The 20,768-nt window shown below is 72.4% G+C and carries 23 protein-coding genes and 1 pseudogene; 16 read left to right on the plus strand and 8 right to left on the minus strand.

Annotation, left to right across the window (positions count from 1 at the left end):
• Positions 1-65: 65 nt before the first annotated feature.
• From OG410_RS32930 to OG410_RS32940, 3 genes are all read right to left on the minus strand, one after another.
• The gene (locus OG410_RS32930; RefSeq protein WP_329302438.1) at positions 66-1,010 is read right to left on the minus strand and encodes an endonuclease/exonuclease/phosphatase family protein; all 945 of its coding nucleotides are present in this window, start codon (positions 1,008-1,010) and stop codon (positions 66-68) included.
• Positions 1,011-1,105: 95 nt separating this feature from the next.
• The gene (locus OG410_RS32935; protein ID WP_329302439.1) at positions 1,106-1,255 is read right to left on the minus strand and encodes a hypothetical protein; all 150 of its coding nucleotides are present in this window, start codon (positions 1,253-1,255) and stop codon (positions 1,106-1,108) included.
• Positions 1,252-1,635, minus strand: a complete 384-nt coding sequence (locus OG410_RS32940; RefSeq protein WP_326784676.1) for a BlaI/MecI/CopY family transcriptional regulator — start codon at positions 1,633-1,635, stop codon at positions 1,252-1,254. Before OG410_RS32940 ends, OG410_RS32935 begins: the two co-directional genes overlap by 4 nt.
• A 229-nt stretch (positions 1,636-1,864) precedes the next feature.
• Here OG410_RS32940 and OG410_RS32945 point away from each other — a divergent pair, with 229 nt between their 5' ends.
• From OG410_RS32945 to OG410_RS32955, 3 genes and pseudogenes are all read left to right on the plus strand, one after another.
• Positions 1,865-3,367 (plus strand): hypothetical protein, encoded by a 1,503-nt coding sequence (locus OG410_RS32945; protein ID WP_329302440.1) that lies wholly within the window; start codon positions 1,865-1,867, stop codon positions 3,365-3,367.
• A 305-nt stretch (positions 3,368-3,672) separates the two neighbouring features.
• The gene (locus OG410_RS32950; protein WP_329304316.1) at positions 3,673-4,578 is read left to right on the plus strand and encodes a lysylphosphatidylglycerol synthase transmembrane domain-containing protein; all 906 of its coding nucleotides are present in this window, start codon (positions 3,673-3,675) and stop codon (positions 4,576-4,578) included.
• Between the two features lie 70 nt (positions 4,579-4,648).
• Positions 4,649-5,083: pseudogene (locus tag OG410_RS32955) on the plus strand (hypothetical protein); the annotation flags it as partial.
• On the opposite strand, the gene OG410_RS32960 reads toward OG410_RS32955, so the two are convergent.
• Positions 5,077-5,751, minus strand: coding sequence for a DedA family protein (locus OG410_RS32960; protein WP_329302441.1), 675 nt, complete (start codon positions 5,749-5,751; stop codon positions 5,077-5,079). The pseudogene OG410_RS32955 and the gene OG410_RS32960 sit on opposite strands and share 7 nt — an antisense overlap.
• A 115-nt stretch (positions 5,752-5,866) precedes the next feature.
• On the opposite strand from OG410_RS32960, the gene OG410_RS32965 reads away from it, so the two are divergent.
• The 10 genes from OG410_RS32965 (at position 5,867) to OG410_RS33010 (ending at position 15,204) form a co-directional block, all read left to right on the plus strand.
• Positions 5,867-6,262 carry a BlaI/MecI/CopY family transcriptional regulator gene (locus tag OG410_RS32965; RefSeq protein WP_329302442.1) on the plus strand — a complete coding sequence of 132 codons (396 nt, stop codon included), beginning with the start codon at positions 5,867-5,869 and terminating at the stop codon, positions 6,260-6,262.
• On the plus strand, positions 6,259-7,188 hold the full coding sequence (locus OG410_RS32970; RefSeq protein WP_329302443.1) for a M48 family metalloprotease: 930 nt from the start codon (positions 6,259-6,261) through the stop codon (positions 7,186-7,188). Before OG410_RS32965 ends, OG410_RS32970 begins: the two co-directional genes overlap by 4 nt.
• Before the next feature lie 110 nt (positions 7,189-7,298).
• The gene (locus OG410_RS32975) at positions 7,299-8,831 is read left to right on the plus strand and encodes an AlkA N-terminal domain-containing protein (RefSeq protein ID WP_329302444.1); all 1,533 of its coding nucleotides are present in this window, start codon (positions 7,299-7,301) and stop codon (positions 8,829-8,831) included.
• On the plus strand, positions 8,828-9,313 hold the full coding sequence (locus OG410_RS32980; RefSeq protein WP_329302445.1) for a methylated-DNA--[protein]-cysteine S-methyltransferase: 486 nt from the start codon (positions 8,828-8,830) through the stop codon (positions 9,311-9,313). Before OG410_RS32975 ends, OG410_RS32980 begins: the two co-directional genes overlap by 4 nt.
• Positions 9,314-9,371: 58 nt before the next feature.
• Positions 9,372-10,634, plus strand: a complete 1,263-nt coding sequence (locus OG410_RS32985) for a glycosyltransferase family 4 protein (RefSeq protein WP_329302446.1) — start codon at positions 9,372-9,374, stop codon at positions 10,632-10,634.
• Complete coding sequence (locus OG410_RS32990; protein ID WP_329302447.1) at positions 10,631-11,452, plus strand: transferase; 822 nt, start codon at positions 10,631-10,633, stop codon at positions 11,450-11,452. Before OG410_RS32985 ends, OG410_RS32990 begins: the two co-directional genes overlap by 4 nt.
• A 104-nt stretch (positions 11,453-11,556) precedes the next feature.
• A complete protein-coding gene (locus OG410_RS32995) occupies positions 11,557-12,189 on the plus strand; it encodes a hypothetical protein (RefSeq protein WP_329302448.1) in 633 nt (210 codons plus the stop codon).
• A gap of 115 nt (positions 12,190-12,304) precedes the next feature.
• A complete protein-coding gene (locus tag OG410_RS33000; RefSeq protein ID WP_329302449.1) occupies positions 12,305-12,547 on the plus strand; it encodes a ferredoxin in 243 nt (80 codons plus the stop codon).
• On the plus strand, positions 12,537-13,928 hold the full coding sequence (locus OG410_RS33005; protein ID WP_329302450.1) for an NAD(P)/FAD-dependent oxidoreductase: 1,392 nt from the start codon (positions 12,537-12,539) through the stop codon (positions 13,926-13,928). Before OG410_RS33000 ends, OG410_RS33005 begins: the two co-directional genes overlap by 11 nt.
• 40 nt (positions 13,929-13,968) lie before the next feature.
• Positions 13,969-15,204: a cytochrome P450 gene (locus OG410_RS33010; protein ID WP_329302451.1), complete on the plus strand. Its 1,236-nt coding sequence runs from the start codon at positions 13,969-13,971 to the stop codon at positions 15,202-15,204.
• Positions 15,205-15,265: 61 nt separating this feature from the next.
• Here the strand turns inward: OG410_RS33010 and OG410_RS33015 are convergent, their stop codons facing one another.
• Positions 15,266-16,012, minus strand: a complete 747-nt coding sequence (locus tag OG410_RS33015) for an SIR2 family NAD-dependent protein deacylase (RefSeq protein WP_329302452.1) — start codon at positions 16,010-16,012, stop codon at positions 15,266-15,268.
• Positions 16,013-16,230: 218 nt separating this feature from the next.
• Positions 16,231-16,500 (minus strand): hypothetical protein, encoded by a 270-nt coding sequence (locus OG410_RS33020; protein WP_326784659.1) that lies wholly within the window; start codon positions 16,498-16,500, stop codon positions 16,231-16,233.
• Positions 16,501-16,844: 344 nt separating this feature from the next.
• Here OG410_RS33020 and OG410_RS33025 point away from each other — a divergent pair, with 344 nt between their 5' ends.
• The gene (locus OG410_RS33025) at positions 16,845-17,738 is read left to right on the plus strand and encodes a phosphotransferase family protein (RefSeq protein WP_329302453.1); all 894 of its coding nucleotides are present in this window, start codon (positions 16,845-16,847) and stop codon (positions 17,736-17,738) included.
• Positions 17,739-17,935: 197 nt separating this feature from the next.
• On the plus strand, positions 17,936-18,220 hold the full coding sequence (locus OG410_RS33030) for a hypothetical protein (RefSeq protein WP_326784657.1): 285 nt from the start codon (positions 17,936-17,938) through the stop codon (positions 18,218-18,220).
• 55 nt (positions 18,221-18,275) lie between these two features.
• Here the strand turns inward: OG410_RS33030 and OG410_RS33035 are convergent, their stop codons facing one another.
• Entirely contained in the window at positions 18,276-18,737 is a 462-nt protein-coding gene (locus OG410_RS33035) for an ArsI/CadI family heavy metal resistance metalloenzyme (protein ID WP_329302454.1), read from the minus strand.
• A gap of 52 nt (positions 18,738-18,789) precedes the next feature.
• On the minus strand, positions 18,790-20,163 hold the full coding sequence (locus tag OG410_RS33040; protein ID WP_329302455.1) for an NAD(P)-binding domain-containing protein: 1,374 nt from the start codon (positions 20,161-20,163) through the stop codon (positions 18,790-18,792).
• A 171-nt stretch (positions 20,164-20,334) separates the two neighbouring features.
• Between OG410_RS33040 and OG410_RS33045 the strand changes: the two genes are divergently transcribed.
• Positions 20,335-20,709, plus strand: coding sequence for an ArsR/SmtB family transcription factor (locus tag OG410_RS33045; RefSeq protein WP_329302456.1), 375 nt, complete (start codon positions 20,335-20,337; stop codon positions 20,707-20,709).
• Positions 20,710-20,768 lie beyond the last annotated feature (59 nt).

Genomic DNA, 20,768 nt, shown 5'->3' on the forward strand with positions numbered 1-20,768 from the left:
CGGAGTGGCGGTGGCGTGCGGAGGGGGTTGGGGCCTGCGGATCGCCGAGGCGCGTGCCTGGCCGGTCAAAGGGGCAGTTCGACCACCAGAGGCCGGTGGTCCGAGACGGGGGTGCTCGGCGCGTGCGCGCCGACGGCCGCGCCCGCCTCGATGCCCGTGGCCAGCACATGGTCGAGCTGGACGAGGGGGCGGTGCGAGGGGTAGGTGGGCGTACGGGCCAGATCCCGCCAGCCGCGCGACACCGGCGGGGTGCCGGCGGACCGGGTCCGGCCGCCGCCGATCGTCCCGGCCGGACCGAGGACCGTCCTCGGAAGCGCGCCGGGCAGGTTGAAGTCGCCGAGAAGCACGCGGGGCCCGGGCAGGTCGGCGATCCAGGCGCGGACGGCGAGCAACTGACGGACGTTCCAGCCGGGCACGAACGACAGGTGCAGAGCCACCACGGTGAACGGGCCGCGGCTTCCCTCCAGGACGGCGGCCAGCGCGGCCCGCGGATGGTCCCTGGACAACGTGAGTCCACGGCGTCCGGGTGTCCGCAGCGGCATGGGAACCGGTGCCGGGGCCAGCCGAAGGGCTCTCCAGTGCCGGACGGGCAGCCGGGACAGCAGCGCGATGCCGTGCGAGGGGACACCGTCACCCGCCTCGGCCTCGCGCGGCCCGTACACCCGCAGACCGGGTTCGGACGGTTCCGGGACCCAGCCGCCGCCCGCCTTCGCCATGCCGTGGAACGCGGACGCGTAACGCCAGTGCGGCGCGCCGGACCCCTCGGCCGCGGCGGACGCCTGGTCGACTCCGCCGGAGCGTTCCTGCAGCCGGTCCACCTCCTGTAGCGCCACCACATCGGCGTCCAGCGACGCGACGGCCCGCACGAGCGGCACCTCGGGGCCGCCCGCGGCCCGGACGGACACGGGTCTGCCGTCCACCAGCGTCCGGCCGTGCAGCACGTTGAACGTCGCGAACCGCACCCGCCCGGAGCGCGAGGAGCCGGGACGAGCCGTCTCGGAAGGTGTCATGGCCGCGACCGTACCCGGCGCGACGGACAAGCGGGGGCCGGTCTTCCGTGGTGGCCGGCTTCCGGCAGGCAGGGAGGTGCCGGAGCCCGGTGGGGTCACCGGCGGGGCGGTGTTGCCGGGTGGGCGAGGTCACCGAAGGGCGGTGTCATGCGCCGGACCGGTTCGCCCGGCGTGGCGGTGCCGTACACGGGGGAGGGGGCGAGGATCGGCGCCGGTGCGAGCGGAACGTGGACATCGATCCTCACGGCCCGTTCCCTCCCAGGAGGTCGCGCAGGGCTTCCTCCTCCTGGCGGCTGAGCCCGGTCACGAACTGCCGGAGGGCCGCGATCGGGTCGGGCCCGCGGTCGAGTGCCTCGTGCATGGCCTCGGCGGTCAGCTGGGCCGCGTCCTTGGCGGGGCGGTACGCGCCGCGTCGGCCGTCAACGTCCCGGAGCACAAGACCCTTGTCGTACAGACGTTTGAGGATGGTGTGCACCGTGTTGTAGGCGAGTCCGCCGCCGATCTCGGCCTGGATCTCGGCGGGTGTCATCGCGTCGTCCGTGGCCCACAGGGCGGCGAGGACCGTGCTCTCCAGTTCGCCCGCGCTGCGCCGTTCCGCCCTTCCGTGGGGACCTGTGCCAGCCATGCCCGTCACCTTACAGTGCGTAGCCAAGCCGGTAACGGGGCCGGTCCGGGGTGTGTGCCCGGGGGTGCGCGGGGGCGCAGGCCGCCTCGGGTGCCTCCCCGCATGCCTGTCCCGTACGGCGCCTTCTTCCGGTGAACGGTAGTTTGTCCATGATTCCCCGGCTCTCGGCCTCACCCTACGTCTTGTAGGGTGAGGAAACCCTACAGTGTGTAGGGTTGAAGGGTGGACGATGGCCAAGACCCTGAACGTCCCGCTCATCGGCGACCGGCGGTCCGGACCGCCGGTCGGGACGGCCCGGGCGTCCCGGCGCCCCGGTGAGTCCGGCGCGCTCGCTCTGGTCGCTGTCGCCTTCGTCCTGGCCCAGTTGATCCTCGTGCACCCCGGGACGGGACTCGGCTGGGACGAGACCGTGTACGTCAGCCAGGTCTCCCCGCACGCCCCGGCGGCGTTCTTCAGCGCACCGCGGGCCCGCGGGGTCTCCCTGCTCGTCGCGCCGGTGGCCTCCTGGTCGTCCTCCACCGCCTTGCTGCGGATCTACCTCGCCCTGCTCTCCGGACTCGGCCTGTTCGTGGCCCTGCGCGTGTGGCGCGGACTGTTCCCGGTGCGGGTCCTCGCCCTGGCGGGCGCCCTGTTCGCGACGCTGTGGGTGACCCTCTTCTACGGCCCGCAGGCCATGCCCAACTACTGGGTCGCGATCGGCGCCCTGGTCTGCGTCGGCTGCTTTCTGCGGGCCCGGGCCGGCGGCCGCGACCGGGCGGTGCTGTGGGGGACCGGGCTGAGCGCGGCGCTCATGGCGTGGATGCGGCCCCCCGACGCGGTCTGGGTGACGCTGCCGCTCCTGGTCCTCACCGTCGCGGCCCCTCGGTGGCGGCGGGTTCGGCCGCTGCTCGCGCTCGTCGCGGGCCTGTCGGCCGGAGCGGCCGAGTGGATCATCGAGGCGTACGTGAGCTACGGCGGCCCGGGGCAACGGCTCGCCGACGGTTCGCGCATCCAGGGCGGCCTCGGCTGGAACATCGCGGTCGGCGACCAGCTGCGCAGCCTCGGCGGACGCGTGCTGTGCCGGCCCTGCACCGGCGGGATGCCGGACCCCGCGGTGATGGCGTGGTGGTTCGTCCTGCCGCTGACCGCCGCCCTCGGCCTGGTGACCGCCGTCAGGTCCCGTCGCCCGGCACCCACCCTGCTGCTCCTGGCCTGTGCCACGACAGCGGGGTTCCCGTACCTCTTCATGATCGGATACGCGGCCCCGCGCTTCCTGCTGCCCCTCTACGCCCTCGTCGCGATCCCCGTCGCCGACGCACTCGTCCACCTGGTCACCGCCGGGGGCCGGTGGCGGCCGGTGACCGTGACACTGGTGGCCCTCGGTCTCGCCGGACACCTGGCCGTGCAGTTCGCGGTGCTTCAGGCCACGGTGCGGCGCACCGCCGACAGCCACCACGGCTGGGCGGTGACGGCGGCGGAACTGCACAGGCTCGGGGTGCGGCCGCCCTGTGTGCTGACCGGCCGTCAGTCCGTGCCCATCGCGTTCTACGCCGGCTGTTCCTCCGCGGCGACCGGCGGACACAACGCCAACACCACCGCGGCGGCTATCGAGCGTTCCGTCCGGCACATGCCGGTCGCCGTCGTCACGACACCGGGAGGCGCGCCGCCCGGCTACGCCCGCGCCTGGTCACCCCACCGCGCGGGTGACGTCGACGTCTACGTCTCTCCGGGCGCGGGGAGCCGTACGCCGTGACCCCTCCGCCGAAGACGCCTTCACCGGCGGACAGGGCGCGGGCGGCCGGCGGTGGCGGCGCCGCCGGCGCGGGCCGGCTTTCCCGCGGCGAACCGGTGGGCGCCCCGCCGCCGGGCCCGGCCGGGAGCGGACCGCCCGGCGCTGCACCCGTGTCCCTCGCCGGGCCCGGGCCGAAGGCCGACGGCCCGGGGACCTCTCCGCCCGAGCCGGTGTGCGGCCCGAACGGACCGTCCTTCCCCTCGCCGGCCGACGGCGGGCGGACGGCCGCCGTCGGCCGGCGGCGCCTGTCCGCGCGGGACGGGCGGATGGGCCGGCACGCCGTGCTCTCGCTGCTCGTGCTGGTGGCCGCCGGGTTTCTCGCCCACCACCACTGGCCCGTGATCGAGTCGGGAGCGGGCATGCTCGCGCACGCCGACCGGGGCTGGCTGCTGGTGGCGGCCGTCGCCACCCTGGCGACCTGGGTGTGCTCCGCCCTCGCCCAGCAGGGCGCGGTGGCGGAGCCATTGCCCGCCGGGCGACTGGTGGCGGTGCAGTTCGCGGCCGCGTCCGCCAACCACGTACTGCCCTCGGGCCTCGGCGCGGGCGCCGTCAATCTGCGCTTCCTGACCCGGTGCGGACTGCCCTTCGCCCGTTCCGCGACCGCCCTCGTGGTCAAGGCGTGCGCCGGAACCGTCGTACGCGGCTGTCTGATCGGCGGACTGGCCCTGGCCTGTCCCGGCGCGCTGCGCCTTCCCCGGCTGACGGCGAGTGCCTGGACCGTGGCCGCCTGGACGGCCGGCGTCGTCGTGGCCGCCGTCGCCGCGGCGCTCTTCGCCGGACCGCTGCGGCGCGCGCTGCGCCGTGTGCTCCTGGACGTCCGCGCCGTGCACGAAGTCCCCGCGCGGGCCGCCGCGCTGTGGGGCGGCTCGCTCGCCTTCGCGGCGCTGCACGCCACCGTGGTCATCGCCGTCGCCCAGGCCATCGGCCTGTCCCTGTCCCCGGCCCGGGTGGCCCTCGTCTACTTCGCCGCGAGCAGCGCCGCCGTCCTGCTGCCCACCCCGGGCGGCCTCGGCTCCCTGGACGCCGCCCTCGCGCTGGCCCTCACGTTCGCGGGGGCGTCCGGCGAGGCGGCGGCCTCCACGGTGCTCGGCTACCGGCTGCTCACCGTGTGGCTTCCCCTGCTCCCGGGGCTGGTGGCGCTGGGCGTGCTGATCCGGCGCCGGGTGCTGTGAACGAGGGGCGGGCCCGGGGCCGTACGGCGGTCAGGATCTGTTCAGACTTCCGCTGACACTCTCGGGCCTCATGACCTACGAGACAACAGAGACGTCCGGGACTTCCGAGGCGTACGGCCGCCCCGGAGCACCGGACCCCGCCGGGCACCGCCCGCGCTGGAACAAGGTGCCCGAAGTCACCGCGTACTTCTGGATCATCAAGGTGCTGTGCACGACCGTCGGCGAGACCGCCGCCGACCTCCTGAACGAGAAGCTGGGGCTCGGCCTGACCGGTGTCTCGCTGCTGATGAGCGGGCTGCTGGCGGCCGTCCTGGTGGTCCAGTTCCGTACGAAGAGGTACCGGGCGGGCGTGTACTGGCTCGCGGTGGCGCTGATCAGCGTCGTGGGGACGCTGATCAGCGACAACCTCACCGACAGCCTGGGCGTGCCGCTGGAGACCAGTACCGCCGTGTTCGCCGTCGCCCTCGCCGTGACGTTCCTCGTCTGGTACCGCCAGGATCATTCCTGGGCCTCCCCGCCCGCCGCGCCCTGCCGGCGCGAGCGGTACAGCTCGGCGGCGAGCGGGGCCAGGGACACGAGGACGATGACCGCGATGACCGGGAGCAGATAGCGGTCGACGTTCGGGATGGAGGAACCCAGCGCGTACCCGCCGAGGGTGAGGCCGATGCTCCAGACGAGGCCGCCGGCCACCTGCCACACGGTGAAGGTCCGCAGCGGCACGCCCAGGGCGCCCGCCATCGGGTTCAGCACCGTACGCACGACGGGCACGAAGCGGGCCAGCACGATCGCCTTGGCGTGGCCGTACCGCTCCAGGAGCTCCTCGGCGCGGTGCGCGCCCGATTTCAGGCGGGGGGAGGAATCGCGGGCGAGCAGGGCACCGCCCGCCTTCCGTCCGATCAGATAGCCGGTCTGGGCGCCGACGAGCGCGCCCACGGCCGCGGCGATCAGCAGCGGGGCGAGCGACAGCTTCACGCCGTCGTGCCCCGATCCCGTGCAGAGCAGTCCCGCTGTGAACAGCAGTGAGTCACCGGGCAGGAAGAAGCCGATCAGCAGACCGGTCTCCGCGAACATCACCACGCCCACCCCCAGCACGCCGAAGGCGGCGAGCAGGGACTGCGCGCTGAGAATATTCACGGCGAGGTCGGACGCTGTGAACATCGGTGCGGTCGTCATCGCGGACCCTCTCATACTGGAAGGGGCGGGCGCGGTCGAAACCCGCGCCCGGCTGACTACAATTCTGTAGACGGTCTACTGAACTGTAGACGATGGTGGGGTGAGGATCGTTCCGATGAGCAGTGACAAGGACGAACGCCGGCCGGCGGGCGAGCTGGAGGCCAGCGTGATGGCGGCTCTCTGGGCCGCGGGGGTGCCGCTCACGCCCGGACGCGTGCAGACCGAGCTGGGCTCCGGTCTGGCCCGCACGACAGTGACGACGATCCTGTCCCGGCTGCACGAGAAGGGCATCGTCGGCCGCGAGCGGCTGGGCCGGGGCTACGCGTACTTCCCCGTCCAGGACCCGCACGGCCTCACCGCGCGCCGTATGCACACCGAGCTCGACCGCGACGACGACAGGGAGACCGCGCTGGCCCGCTTCGTCGCCCAGCTCAGCCCCGACGACGAGCGGCTCCTGCGGGATCTCCTGGAACCGGATCTCGGCACGCGCCCGGAACCGGGCGACGAATGATCCTTCTCCTGATGGTCCCCCTGCTCGTCCCCTTCGCGCTGGGACCGCTGGCCCGCCGCTGCCTGGACCGGCTCACCCCGGTCGCCGCGCTGTGGTCGGTGACCCTCGCGCTCGTCGTGCTGGCCGGGGCCTCCGTGGCCTCGCTCGGCGCGCTCGTCCTGACGGGCCTGCTCAAGATGCCCCTGTTCGCGGGCCTCGGCGACCTCGTCCACCCGCTGCGCACGGCCTCGGACCTCGTCGTCCTGCCCGCGGCGGCCGCCGCGACGGGGCTGCTCACCGTCGGCGCCTGGACCGTCGTCCGCTCGGCCCTGCGCCAGCTGCGTGCCTTCCGCACCGCGCGCAGCCAGGCCGACCGCCGTCCCGCCGCCGGCGACCTGTGCGTCATCGAGTCGCCGCACCCCGACGCCTACGCGCTCCCCGGCCGGCCGCACCGCATCGTCGTCACCACCGCCATGCTCCGCAGCCTCGGCGCCGACGAGCGCGAGGCCCTCTTCGCCCACGAGCGGGCCCACAACGCGGGCGGCCACCACCGCTTCCTCGTCGTGGCCGAACTCGCGGCCCACTGCCACCCGGGCCTGCGCACGGTCCGCGCCACCGTCGCGCTCGCGGCGGAGCGCGCCGCGGACGAGGCCGCGGCCGTCACCGTGGGGGACCGGAGGCTGATCGCCCGGGCCATCGCCCGCGCCGCCCTGGCCGTCGGCGAGGCCCGCACCGGGCGCCCCGACTTCGCCCCCGCGGCCACCACGGGGCCCGTCCCCCAGCGGGTCGCCGCCCTGCTCTCCGTCCCCCGGCGCCGCCCTCGCGCCGCCGCCTGGATCGCCGTCCTCCTCGCCGCCTGCGCCGCCGTCTCGGCCGGCGCGTCGGGGGCCGGTGTCATCGCCTTCCACCACGAGGTCGAGGTCGCGCAGGGCGAGGAGACTCGCTGACGCGATTCCGGCCGGGAGCAGGCGAGGGGCCGGCCGAGGGTCACCGGCCGGGCGAGGTCGATGTCGGATTCTCGCCAGCCTCGGCCTCCGGGGTGCCCGATGCTTGAGGCATGCAGAACGGGATGCACACGGACACGGAGCGCTGCGTGCGTGCCGTCCAGTCGAAGGACGCGCGTTTCGACGGATGGTTCTTCACCGCGGTGACGACGACGAGGATCTACTGCCGGCCGAGTTGCCCGGTCGTGCCGCCGAAGCCCCGGAACATGACCTTCTACCCGAGCGCCGCCGCCTGCCAGCAGGCCGGATTCCGGGCCTGCAAACGCTGCCGCCCGGACACCAGCCCCGGCTCTCCCGAATGGAACCACCGTGCCGACCTGGTCGCCCGGGCGATGCGGCTGATCGGCGACGGGGTCGTCGACCGCGACGGGGTACCGGGCCTGGCCGCCCGGCTCGGTTACAGCACCCGCCAGATCGAACGGCAGCTCCTGGCCGAGCTGGGCGCGGGACCCCTCGCGCTCGCCCGCGCCCAGCGCGCCCAGACGGCCCGGCTGCTCATCGAGACGACACTGCTCCCCATGGCCGAGATCGCCTTCGCCGCCGGCTTCTCCTCCATCCGCACCTTCAACGACACGGTCCGTGAGGTCTTCGCGCTGTCCCCGAGCGAGCTGCGCGCCCGCCTGCCCAGGAACCGGGCCGGAGCCGTGGCCGGGACCCCGAGCGTGCCGGGCGTGCTGAATCTCCGGCTCCCTTTCCGCGCCCCGCTCAACCCCGACAACCTCTTCGGACACCTCGCGGCGACCGCCGTACCGGGGGTGGAGGAGTGGCGCGACGGCGCGTACCGGCGGACGCTGCGGCTGCCGTACGGGCACGGTGTCGCCGGTCTGACGCCGATGCCGGACCACATCGCGTGCCGGCTGGCCCTGAGCGACCTGCGCGACCTGTCCGTCGCGATCAGCCGCTGCCGCCGCATGCTGGACCTGGACGCCGATCCGGTGGCGGTCGACGACCAGCTGCGCACGGATCCGCTGCTGGCGCCACTGGTCGACAAGGCCCCCGGCCGCCGGGTGCCGCGTACGGTGGACGAGGCCGAGTTCGCCGTACGGGCGGTGCTGGGGCAGCAGGTCTCCACGGCCGCCGCGCGGACCCACGCAGCCCGCCTGGTCACCGCGTACGGAGATCCGGTCGACGACCCCGGAGGCGGTCTCACCCACCTCTTCCCTACGCCGGAGGCGCTCGCAGCGCTGGACCCCGAGTCGCTCGCGATGCCCCGCACCCGGCGCACCACGTTCGCCACGCTGGTGGGTCAACTCGCCGAAGGAACCCTGCACTTGGGCGTGGAGAGCGACTGGGAGCAGGCACGGGCCAGGCTTCTGGCGCTTCCCGGCTTCGGCCCCTGGACCGCCGACGTGATCGCGATGCGTGCCCTCGGCGACCCGGACGCCTTCCTCCCCACCGACCTCGGAATCCGGCGAGCCGCACAGGAGCTGGGGCTCCCCTCCACCCCTGCCGCCCTGACGGCCCGTGCCGCGGCCTGGCGCCCCTGGCGGGCCTACGCGGTCCAGTACCTGTGGGCGACGGACAGCCACCCGATCAACTTCCTGCCGGAGCAGGCACGCACCTCACGCACCAAGGACGCCCAGTGAAACGGCACACGGTCATCGACAGTCCCTACGACCCCCTCACGCTCGTCGCCGACGACGACGGCGTCCTGTGCGGTCTCCACATGGTCGGTCAGCGCCACCGTCCGCCGGAGGAGAGCTTCGGCGACCGCGACGACACCCTCTTCGATGAGGTGACAGAGCAACTGAACACCTACTTCGATGGCGAGTTGAAGGAGTTCACCGTCGAACTGCGCATGAACGGGACGCCGTTCCAGCGCAGTGTGTGGGACCAGCTCCGGCGGATCCCCTACGGCGAGACCCGGTCGTACGGCGAACTCGCCGAAGCACTGGGCAACATGGGCGCCTCCCGCGCGGTCGGCCTCGCCAACGGCAAGAACCCGATCGGGATCATCGTGCCCTGCCATCGCGTGATCGGCGCGAGCGGCGGCCTCACCGGCTACGGCGGCGGCCTGGACCGCAAGCGGCAACTTCTGGACTTCGAGAGTGGATCGGCGCTCTTCTGATCAGAACGGGTTGATAACAGACGACAACCGTTCCGGAGTCGGCGCTGTCTGACCCCCTATGAAGATCTCCTTTCTGCTCCACAACGCCTACGGGATCGGGGGCACGATCAGCACCACCTTCAATCTGGCCCGCGCGCTTGCCGCGCGGAACGAGGTGGAGATCGTCTCCGTGCTGCGGCACCGCGAGCGGCCGACTCTGTCCCTGGATCCCGGAGTCTCGTTACGGTCGCTGGTGGATCTGCGGCAGGAGAAGGACCACCCGTCGCATCTGAGACCGGCGCGGGTGTTTCCCCGCGCCGAGTACCGGTACCGGCAGTACAGCGAGTTGACCGACCGACGGATCGGCGAGTGCCTCGCGGCGACCGACGCCGACGTGGTGATAGGGACCAGGCCCGGGCTCAACGTGCATCTGGCGCTCCAGGCTCCGCAGCACGTCGCGCGCGTCGGACAGGAACACCTCACCCTGGACGGCCATTCACCCCGGCTGCGTTCCGCCCTGCGCCGGGCCTATCGCCGGCTCGACACGCTCACCACGGTGACCGAGGCGGACGCCACCGCCTACCGGCGCAAGATGCGGATGCCCGGAGTCCGGGTGGCGGCACTGCCGAACAGCGTGCCGGAAGCCGTGCTGCCGCCTGCCGACGGCACCGCCAAGGTGATCATCGCCGCCGGCCGTCTCGTTCCCGTCAAACGGTACGACCTGCTCATCGAGGCCTTCGCGCCGGTCGCCGCCGAACACCCCGACTGGCGCTTGCGCATCTACGGCAAGGGCGAGGAGCACGAGAGGCTGCGGCGGCTCATCGCGGACCTCGGCCTGTACGACAGCGTCCTCCTGATGGGTGCGGCGACCCCCATGGAGGCGGAGTGGGTCAAGGGCTCGATCGCGGTGGCGTCCTCCGACTACGAGGCGTTCGGCATGACCATCATCGAGGCGATGAGCTGCGGTCTGCCGGTGGTGAGCACCGACTGTCCCCACGGACCGGGCGAAATCATCGAGGACGGCGTCGACGGCCGACTCGTGCCGGTCGGAGACCGCGACGCGCTGGGCGAGGCGCTGCGGGGACTGGTCCGCGACGACGAGTGGCGCCTGCGCGCGGGCCGTGCGGCCCGGAAGAACGCGCGGAGATTCGCTCCGGGCCCCGTCGTCACACAGGCGGAACGCCTGTTCGCCGAGGCCGTGTCGGCGAGAAGAGCGGGCCGGCCGGTTCAGCGCGAACGCTCCGGCGCGCAGCGCGTCCTGGTCAGCCAGGGCTTCGCCCTGCGCGACACCGCCCACGGCACGGCCGACGGTGTGCTGCGCACCCTGAGGAGGAAGCGATGAGCACGGACACGGACACGGAGACGCAGGTACACGTCGGCTGTGTGACCGGTGACGACGGCCGGATCACCTTCGACCTGCCGCCCGGGTCGCCCGAAGGGCAGCAACTGCTGCTGCGACTGCGCCCGAAGAAGGGACAGCCCGAAAAGACGGTCCACGTCCTCGGCTTCGAGTCCGCCGGCGAACGCCAGTGCGCCGTCCTGAACGCGCGGCCCGTTCTCACGGAGGGCCGCTGGGACGTCTACCTGCTCCAGGAACCTGGATCCGAGCGGCAGCGTCCGCGCGCCGGTCTGCGCGATCTCCGCGCACTCGTCGACGGACACCGTCGCCCTCGGCCGTCCCCGCTCGCCGTCCGGATCCCGTACGTCACCGTGGACGGCCACCTCGCGGTGCGCGCCTGGCTGCGCGACGCCCACGCGGAGGCCGAGGGCATCGACGCCGGCGCCCGCTCGATGACGGTCAGGGCACGCCTGCACGGCGCCTCGCTCCAGGAGGGATCCGTCGTGAGCCTGCGTCTGCGGGGTGCCGGCGCCACCGCTGTCACCGTGGAGCCGCGTGCCGGGGACGACGGACGGAGCCTCTCCTTCACCGTCGACTACGCGGAGCTGGCTGCCGGGGCACCGCCGGGGGGAGGCGTCTGGGACGTCTTCGTCCGTCCCGCGGCTCAGGCGCCCTCGATGCGCGTCGGCCGTCTTCTCGACGACCTGGCGGACCGCAGGAAGATCGTCGTCTACCCGGCGGCCGACGTCGGTGGTACCGGCCTGCGCCCCTACTACACCGTCGACAACGACCTCTCCGTGGAGGTGACGGGGAAGCCATGACCTGTATGGCGCACCGCGGTCTTCCTGTCGGGTGACCCCGGTGGCGTGAGCCGCCCGATCACTGGTGTCTGTACGAAGGGAGAGCAGCCAGAGAGCGGGAGACCATGGAGCGGAAGTACAAGAGCCTCGCGACAGCCCGGGCCGCAGGGGTGGCCGGGGTGGCGTTCGCGATCCTGATGGCCGCGGCGATCGTGCTGGTGCGGATCGCCCTGCCCGACAGCGGGGACGAGACGACCCTCGACTCCGGACAGCGCGGTGGCGTTCGGACGGCGCTGGAGCTGGTGCCGTTCGCCGGGATCGCGTTCCTGTGGTTCATGGGCGCTCTGCGCGAGCAGGCCGGCCGGGCCGAGGACCGGTTCGTCGCCACCGTGTTCCTCGGCAGCGGCGTGGTCTTCGTCGCCACCCTGTTCGCCGCCGCCGCGGCGGCCGGGACCGTGCTCGGCGAAAGCCCGCAGAGCCCTTCCTTCGGCAGCCACTTCGCCTACGCCCTGCTGACCACGTACGCCATGCGCATGGCCGCGGTGTTCATCATCGCGACCTCGACCATCGGCCGTCGGCTCGGCGCCCTCCCGCGCCCGCTCGTCGTCGTCGGCTATCTGGCGGGCCTGACGCTGCTCGTGGCGGGAAGCAGCGTGCCCTGGTCCGAGCTGGTCTTCCCGGCCTGGGCGCTGCTCCTGAGCCTGAACATCCTGCGAGGCCGCCCTCCCGCCGCGGCCCGGCCCGCCGCCCCGGCCTGACCGGGCCGCCCCGCCCCGCTCACCCGAACGGTCCACCCCTCGTCGCAGGCTCCCGCCCGGCCACCGAGAGTGGTGCGCAGGAGGGTCGAACGGGCCAGTGGAGAGGACCGATCCCGTGGTAAGGATTGCCGTCGATCTGAACCGCTGTCAGGGGTACGCGCAGTGCGCGTTCCTCGCGCCCGAGATCTTCGCCATGCACGGCGAGGAGGCACTGCTGTACGACCCGGACGCCGACGCGGCACAGCGCGAGAAGCTGGCCCAGGCCGCCGCGGCCTGCCCGGTCCAGGCGATCCTCGTCGACGCCGTGGAATCCGACGCCGTGGACGTATCGGCCGAGGCGGTGTCCGGTGGACGGTGACGGATCCCTGGAACGGCTCAAGCGTGACGGCCGTATCGTCGTCGTCGGTGCCTCGCTGGCCGGCCTGCGGGCAGCCGAAACCCTGCGGGACAAGGGCTTCGCCGGGTCACTGACCCTGATCGGCGACGAGGCCTGCGAACCGTACGACCGGCCCCCGCTGTCCAAGCAGGTGCTGCTGGGCAGGGCGAGCGCCGAACGTACCGCCCTGCCCAGGCTCAGGGCCCTCGACGCGACCTGGCGGCTCGGCAGAGCGGCCACCGGCCTGGACATGGCCGCCCGGCGGGTGCGGCTGGCCGACGGCGACGAGGTGCCGTACGACCGGCTGCTCATCGCCACCGGCGTCCGGGCGCGACCGTGGCCGAACGAGGCCGAGGCGGACCTCGACGGCGTCTTCGTGCTGCGGACCCGGGACGACAGCGCCGCCCTCGCGCGGCGGCTCGACGCGGGCCCCGAGCGGGTCCTGGTCATCGGCGCCGGATTCACCGGCTCGGAGATCGCCTCCGCCTGCCGCGAACGCGGCCTGCCCGTCACCGTCGCCGAACGCGGCGCCGCGCCCCTGGTCGGCGCGCTCGGCGGGGTCGTCGGCGCGGTCGCCGCCGAGATGCATCGCGAGCACGGTGTCGACCTGCGGTGCGGGGTCATGGTGACCGCGCTGGAGGGCGACGCCTCGGGAAGGGTGCGTGCCGCGCAGCTGTCCGACGGCTCCACCGTGGAGACCGACGTGGTGATCGTCTCGCTCGGCGCCCTCCGCAACACCGAATGGCTCGCCGGGTCCGGACTCGGCGCGGGTCCCCGGGGCATCGCCTGTGACGCAGGCTGCCGCGCCTTCGACATCCGCGGCATCGTCACCGACGACATCTACGCCGCCGGCGACGTCGCCCGCAGCCCGCACGCCCTGTTCGGCTACCAGTTCCTGTCCCTGGAGCACTGGGGCAACGCCGTGTCGCAAGCCAGGATCGCGGCGCACAACATGCTCAGCGAGAGCACCGACCGCCTGCCCCACATGGAGGTTCCGGCGTTCTGGTCCTCGCAGTTCGGGGTCAACATCAAGTCCGTCGGGATCCCCTCGATGGGGACGGAGATCCTCGTCTCCCAGGGCTCACTGGCGGATCACCGGTTCCTCGGCGTGTACGGGTACCAGGGGCGCGTCATCGGCGCCGTCGCCTTCGACCACGGCCGGTGGCTGCCGTTCTACCAGGAGCTGATCGAGACCACCGCGCCGTTCCCGCCGCCGTTCGCGACGGTCGACCGGCGCCCGGAGGGACAGCGGCCGCTCGACGCGGACTTCCCCGACCCCTCAATCCCCACCCACGGCCCCACCGTGACCCTCAGCGGATACTCGCCGGCCGACCGCCGGATGACGTTCACCCCGGCGCACTGACCGCACGGCCCGCACGGCCACGAGGACGCTAGGACTCGCCATGACGCAATCCCTGCTGCACCAGATCCTGGACTACGCCAACCGGGCCGACCCGTACCCGATCTACGAGGAGCTGCGGAAGTCGCCGGTCCACCACGAGGCCGACGGGCCGTACGTGATCAGCACGTACTACGAGATCCGCAGCCTTCTGCACGATCCCCGGATCAGTTCCGACGCCCGTAACCTGGCCTCGAACGCGGCCGAACCGCCGGCCGGGGCGCCCTCGGAGGAGAGCACCCTGCCGCCGGGCTTCCTGAAGCTCGACCCGCCGGAGCACGACCGGCTGCGCCGCATGACGAACCGCCCTTTCGGGCCGCCGCACTCCCCGCACCGGGTCGACGGGATGCGCGGAGAGCTCCACGACATCGTCACCGGCCTCATCGACGGCATCGGGGACCCGGACCGGATCGACCTGGTGGAACAGTTCTCGTACCCCTTCCCGGTGACGGTGATCTGCCGGCTGCTCGGGGTGCCGCGCGAGGACGAGACACGCTTCCACGTCTGGGCGGACACCCTCGCCGCGAACCTGGACCCCGACCCGGACGCCGATCCCGCCGAGCGGGACAAGGGCGCACAGGACGCCCGGATGCAGCTGGGCATGTACCTGGCCGGCCTGATCGAGGAGCGCCGCAAGAACCCCGGCGAGGACATGCTCTCCCAGCTGGCGACCGCCAAGGGCGACGACGGTCCGATGACCACGATGGAACTGCTCAGCACGGCCGCGCTGTTGCTGATCGCCGGGCACGAGACCACGGTCAACCTGATCACCAACGGCATGCTCACCCTGCTGCGCAATCCCGACGTCCTCCAGCGGCTGCGTGCCGATCCGCGGCTGGCCGTGCCCATCGTCGAGGAGCTGCTGCGGTTCGAGCCGCCGGTGCAACTGGTGCCGCAGCGCACCACCCTCGCCGACATCGAGGTCCGCGGGGTCACCATCCCCAAGGGCGCCTCCGTGTGGCTGGTCCTGGCGTCGGGCAACCGCGACCCCCGGCGCTTCGAGGACCCGGACCGCTTCGACCCGGACCGCCCCGACATCCAGCACCTCGGCCTGGGCAGCGGCATCCACAGCTGCTTCGGCGCACCGCTCGCCCGGCTGGAGACGCAGTTCGCCCTGGCGGAACTGGCCAGGAGGCTGGAGAACCCACGTCTGCTGGAGGACCCGCCCCCGTACCGGCAGAACGCCGTACTGCGCGGCCCGCGGCGCCTGCACCTCACCTGCGACGGAATCCGCCCCTAGGACCTGTCCGGCGGTCGGAGCCGTCTCCCTGCCGGTCGCGCGGACAAGCGCCTCAGGTCGGTCAGCGCACTTGCCCGCTGTCCTCCGTACGGAGCCGGCGCAGCAGCTCCGGCAACGCGGTGCCGATGGGCTCGCGTACGACGTCGTCGGCGAGTTCGTCGTACGGGGTCGGCTCCGCGTTGACGATGACGAGCCGGGCCCCGTGGTCGGCGGCCACGCCCGCGAGGCCCGCCGCCGGCTGGACCTGGAGGCTGCTGCCGACGGCGATGAACACCTGGCAGGCCTTGGCGATGGCGGCGGCCTGGCCGAGGACGACGGGGTCGAGTCGTTCACCGAACATGACGGTCGCCGGTTTGAGGATCCCGCCGCACTCGAGACAGGCCGGATCGTCCTCACCGGCGTCGACCCGGGCGAGGGCGTCGTCCATGGGCCCGCGTGCGTGGCATTTGGTGCACACGAAACTCCGTGCGGTGCCGTGCAGTTCGAGGACCTTGCGGGCGGGCATCCCGGCGAGTTGGTGCAGTCCGTCGACGTTCTGCGTGATGACCCGCACGGGCACGCCGGAACGCTCCAGCTCGGCCACCGCCCGGTGCGCGGTGTTGGGCTCGGCCCGCAGCGCACCGCTCTCCCGCCGCATCAGCCACGCCCGGCGCCTGATCTCGGGATCGCCCATGTAGTACTCGTACGTGACGAGCTTCTCGGCTTCGGGATCCTTCCGCCAGAGCCCGTTGGGACCGCGGTAGTCCGGGATCCCGGAGTCGGTGGAGATGCCTGCCCCGCTGAGGACGGCGACGAGTGGCCTGTTCACGGACATGAAGGTACGGGGCTCGCCTGCTCGGAGCGACCGGATATTGGGCGCGGCTGGTTCCGCCGCTTCGCTCGGATCCACATCCGCTGTCCGCCGCTTGCGAAGCGGAGCAAGCTCACCTCGGAGCCCTGCCGGCGCACGCATATGGTCCCGGCCCCGGGCTTGAGGCCCGGGGCCGGGACCATCTATCGGCCGGTGACTCCGCGTCGGCCGGGACTTCAGAAGGCGCTGTTGTTGCAGCCCGCGCTGGAGCCGATGTCGGTGACCTGGGCACCGGGGTTGCCCTCGCCGCCCAGCAGGTTGCCGCCCAGGCCGTTGAGCAGGCCGACCTGGCCGAGGACGTCCACGTTCAGGTCGTGCGACTTGCAGGAGGAGTGCTGCTTGACGGTGAACCCGTCGCCGTGGTCACCGGCGTGGGCCGTGCCGCCCACGAGTCCGATGCTGCCGATCGCGGCGATCAGGACGGCAACGTTGCGAAGCTTGCGCATGTCATCTCCGATGGAGTGAGTGGGTGCGATCTGGGGAAGATCGACTTTTACAATTCCGGGAGATTAGTTCGGAATATGCCGAAACGGGCGTGGGCGCGCCGGGTCTCATGATCGCGCAGCAAGAGCACCCGAAAGCCGTAGCGCATGCGAACGGGCCCGTCCGTGGCCACCGGTCCGGCAGGCGGTGGCGGCCGCACCGACCCGCCCTGTGAGGCCCCCCGCGGACGCCGCCCTCGACGCGGACACGCGGACGACCCGCTACGTGTCTGCCGGCCTGGTCGGCGACCGCGCGGCCACCCGATGAACACCACCGGCGTCATGCGGTCGATTGATAGGCTCGGCGAATGACCAGTCGCAGCCGCGACCGCGTCGCGGACGTCCGCAGCGTCGTGGCCACGCACGTGCCCGACTACCGGATCGAGTCCGTCGTGCCGCTCGGCGGGGGCCTGGACAACCTGGCGTACGAGGTCAACGGTGAGCTGGTCGTGCGCTTCAGCAAAGAGCCCGACCTGGCGCGGCGGGCCGCCCTGGTGTGCCACGAGGCCCGCGTGCTTGCCGCCGTCGCCGACATCTCGCCGCTGCCCGTCCCCGAACCGGCGTTCACTGTCGCGGAGCAGGGATGTCTGGCTTACCGCAAGCTCCCCGGCATGCCACTGCTGGATGTGCCGCGGCACCGGCGATCGGCCCACGGCACGTCGATCGCCGCCACGCTCGGCGAGCTGCTCACTGCGCTGCATGCCGTTCCGGTCGATCGGCTGGCCGGTCTGGTGGACACGGACCATCAGCCGCCGGCCGAGTGGCGACATGAGGCCGCGGAGAACTACGCGACGGTGGCCGGGCAGGTACCGGCGGTGCACCGCCGGTCCGTCGAGGCGTTCTTGGATGCCGCACCACCGAACGATGGATGCACCCCGACGTTCTCCCACAACGATCTGGGGATCGAACACGTTCTCATCGACCCGGACACATGGACGGTGACCGGCATCATCGACTGGAGCGATGCGGCCGTCGTCGACCCGGCCTGCGACTTCGGGCTGCTCCACCGCGATCTCGGCCCCGCCGCTACCCGCGCCGCCATCCGCAGCTATCGAACCGACGCCCACGACCTCGCGGCCCTCGGTGAGCGTGCCGTGTTCTATGCCAGGTGCAGTGTCTTCGAGGACCTCGCACACGGCATCGGGACCGGACAGGACAAGTACGTCGACAAGAGCCTTGCCGCGATGGAATGGCTGTTTTGACCGCGATGGAATGGCTGTTCCGGCCTGGGGCATCAAGCCGCGTTCACAGTCTCTTCCGTTCTGCGGGCGGCCACCGTTCGGATCACCCGAGGGGGCTCTTCAGGTGATTGCCGGACGCCTCATGAGCCAGGCAGGCCGGCGCAGGGGTAAGACGTCTCAGGAGAAGGCGAACCCAGAACGCCGTGAGGAGCTTGGCGATGTACGCAGCAGTCCGGCGGTATGAAGGGGTGACCGATTCGGCCGAGGCGGCACGTCTCGTGAACGAGGGGTTCGTGGCGCTCATGCGCCAGGTCTCCGGCTTCGTCGCCTACTACTGGATCGATGCCGGGGACGGAGTGATGGTCTCGACCAGCGTCTTCCAGGACCAGGCCGGTGCCGAGGAATCGATCGCGAGGGCTGCGGACTTCGTACGGGACAACCTTGCGTCACTGCTCCCCAACCCTCCCCAGGTCATGGCCGGCGAGGTGGTGGCTTCCGCGTGAGACGGCCTCCCGCGTCCGCACGTACCACCCGGACCGTCTCGTCGGTCGCCGACCGTCAGCAGCAGCTTGCCGATGAGGCGGTCGACTCGTCCGGCGTGTCCTGGCTCGGGGCTGTGCAGCAGGTGCTGCCCTGCTGCTTGGCCAGGGAGTCGGCGTCGGCCTTCACGACGTAGACCTCCCAGGGTTCCTGTCCCGGGCCGTGGACCCAGACCTTGTCCTGGAGGGCGTAGCAACAGGTGGTGTCGTTCTCCTCGGCGGTGGCCAGCCCGGCCTCGGCCAGCCGGGCAGTGGCCGTGTGTACGGCCTCGGCCGTCTCGACCTCGACGCCGAGGTGGTCCATGCGCGTTGCCTCACCTGCGACGCCTTCGATCAGGACGAGTTTGAGCGGGGGCTCGGTGATGGCGAAGTTGGCGTAGCCGTCGCGGAGTTTGGCGGGCTCGGTGCCGAAGAGCCTGGTGTAGAAGGCGATGGACGCGGCGAGGTCGGGGACCCGGAGGGCGAGCTGTACGCGGGACATGGCGAGCCTCCTGCTGGGTGATTGGGTGGGGTGGCGGTTCTGGAGCCGTGGGTCAGCAGCCGCCGGACGGGGCCGGGGCGCCGACGCCGATCTGGAGGGTGGCCGGGGTCGCGCAGCAGCCTCCGCCGGCGCTGTCCTGGGCCGCGTTGGGGTCGTCGAAGAGGCCGGCGCCGCCGCAGACCCCGGTCTCCGGCAGGGTCAGCTCGACCCGCTCGGCGGCCTCCTGGTCGCCCGCGAGGGCGGCGGCGATGGAGCGGACCTGCTCGTAGCCGGTCATGGCCAGGAAGGTGGGGGCGCGGCCGTAGGACTTCATGCCGACGAGGTAGACGTCCTTCTCCGGGTGGGACAGCTCGTTGACGCCGTGCGGGTAGACGGTGCCGCAGGAGTGCTGGTTGGGGTCGATGAGCGGGGCCAGTTCGGTGGGTGCCTGGAGGCGCTCGTCGAGGCCGAGGCGGAGCTCGGACAGGAAGGACAGGTCGGGGCGGAAGCCGGTGAGGACGATGACCTCGTCGACCGGGTCGAGGCGGCGGCCGTCCTCGCCGACGAGGACCAGACGGCCGTCGGTGGCGCGCTCGATGGCGTCGGTGCGGAAGCCGGTGACCGCGTCGGCGTGAGCCTCGTCGACGGCGGCCTTGGCGGCGAGACCGAGGGCTCCTCGGGCGGGGAGCTGGTCGGCTTCGCCGCCGCCGAAGGTGGAGCCGGAGATGCCCCGGCGCAGGATCCAGACGCCCTTGGTGCCGGTGCCGTCGTCGGACCTGGCGAGGTCGGCGAGGTGGGCGAGGGCGGTGAAGGCGGAGGCGCCGGAGCCGATGACCGCGGTGCGCCTGCCCGCGTACCGGGCGCGGACGGCCGGGTCCTTGAGGTCGGGCACGCGGTAGGTGATCCGGTCGGACGCGGCCTTTTCGCCGAGGGCGGGCAGGCCGCTGCCGCCGGCCGGGCCGGGGGCGGTCCAGGTGCCCGACGCGTCGATCACCGCGCGGGCGAACAGCCGCTCCTCGCGGCCGTCGGCGTGGGTGACATGGACGACGAACGGCTGGGCCTCGCGGTCGGCGTCCACGATCCGGTCCCGGCCCGAACGGGACACGCCGGTGACGGTGGCGCCGAAGCGCACCCGCTCACCGAGGACGTCGGCGAGCGGCTGGAGGTACTGCTCGGCCCAGTCTCCGCCCGACGGATAGGTCGTCGCGTCCGGCTTCACCCATCCCGTCGGGGCCAGCAGCTTCTCGGCGGCCGGATCGGTGACCTCGCCCCAGGTGGAGAACAGCCGGACGTGCGCCCACTCACGCACCGCCGTACCGGCTACCGGCCCGGCTTCCAGTACCAGCGGCGTGAGACCACGGTCGACCAGGTGGGCGGCGGCGGCGAGTCCGGCGGGGCCGGCTCCGATCACGACGACGGGCAGATCGGTGGTGACAGGCGCGTTCACGGTCGACTCCTCGGTATTTCGACATCCGTCGATGGCTTGCGAGATCAGCGTGGCACTTGATTCGACGAGTGTCAACATAGACAGTTATCTAATTCAGGAGCTCGCCGAGGAGTGGTCGGATGATCGGTTCAGCCCTGGCCAGGCTGGTTCGACGTATGTCAACATAGATGTATGTCGAATACGAAGCTGCTGCCGTTGCTGGAGCCCGCCGGCCAGGCCGTGGAGCCGTGCTGCCCGCCGCTCACCGAACGCCCGTTCACCGCCGAGGAGGCGGAGACGGCCGCGCGGATGTTCAAGGCCCTCGGTGACCCGGTGCGGCTTCGGCTCTTCTCCGCCGTGGCCTCGCACGAGGGCGGCGAGGCCTGCGTGTGCGACATCTCCGACGTCGGTGTCTCCCAGCCGACCGTCTCCCACCACCTGAAGAAGCTCAAGGAGGCCGGCCTGCTCACCTCGGAGCGGCGCGGTACATGGGTCTACTACCGGGTCGAGCCGTCCGTGCTCGCCTCGATGGGCCGGCTGCTGGTCATCTCCCCGGCCGCGGCCTGACCGTGGCCGGAGAGACGAGGAACGCCACCGCGCCCGGCCTGGCCGTCGAGTCGAGTGCG

The organism is Streptomyces sp. NBC_00659, assembly GCF_036226925.1.
Lineage (GTDB): Bacteria > Actinomycetota > Actinomycetes > Streptomycetales > Streptomycetaceae > Streptomyces.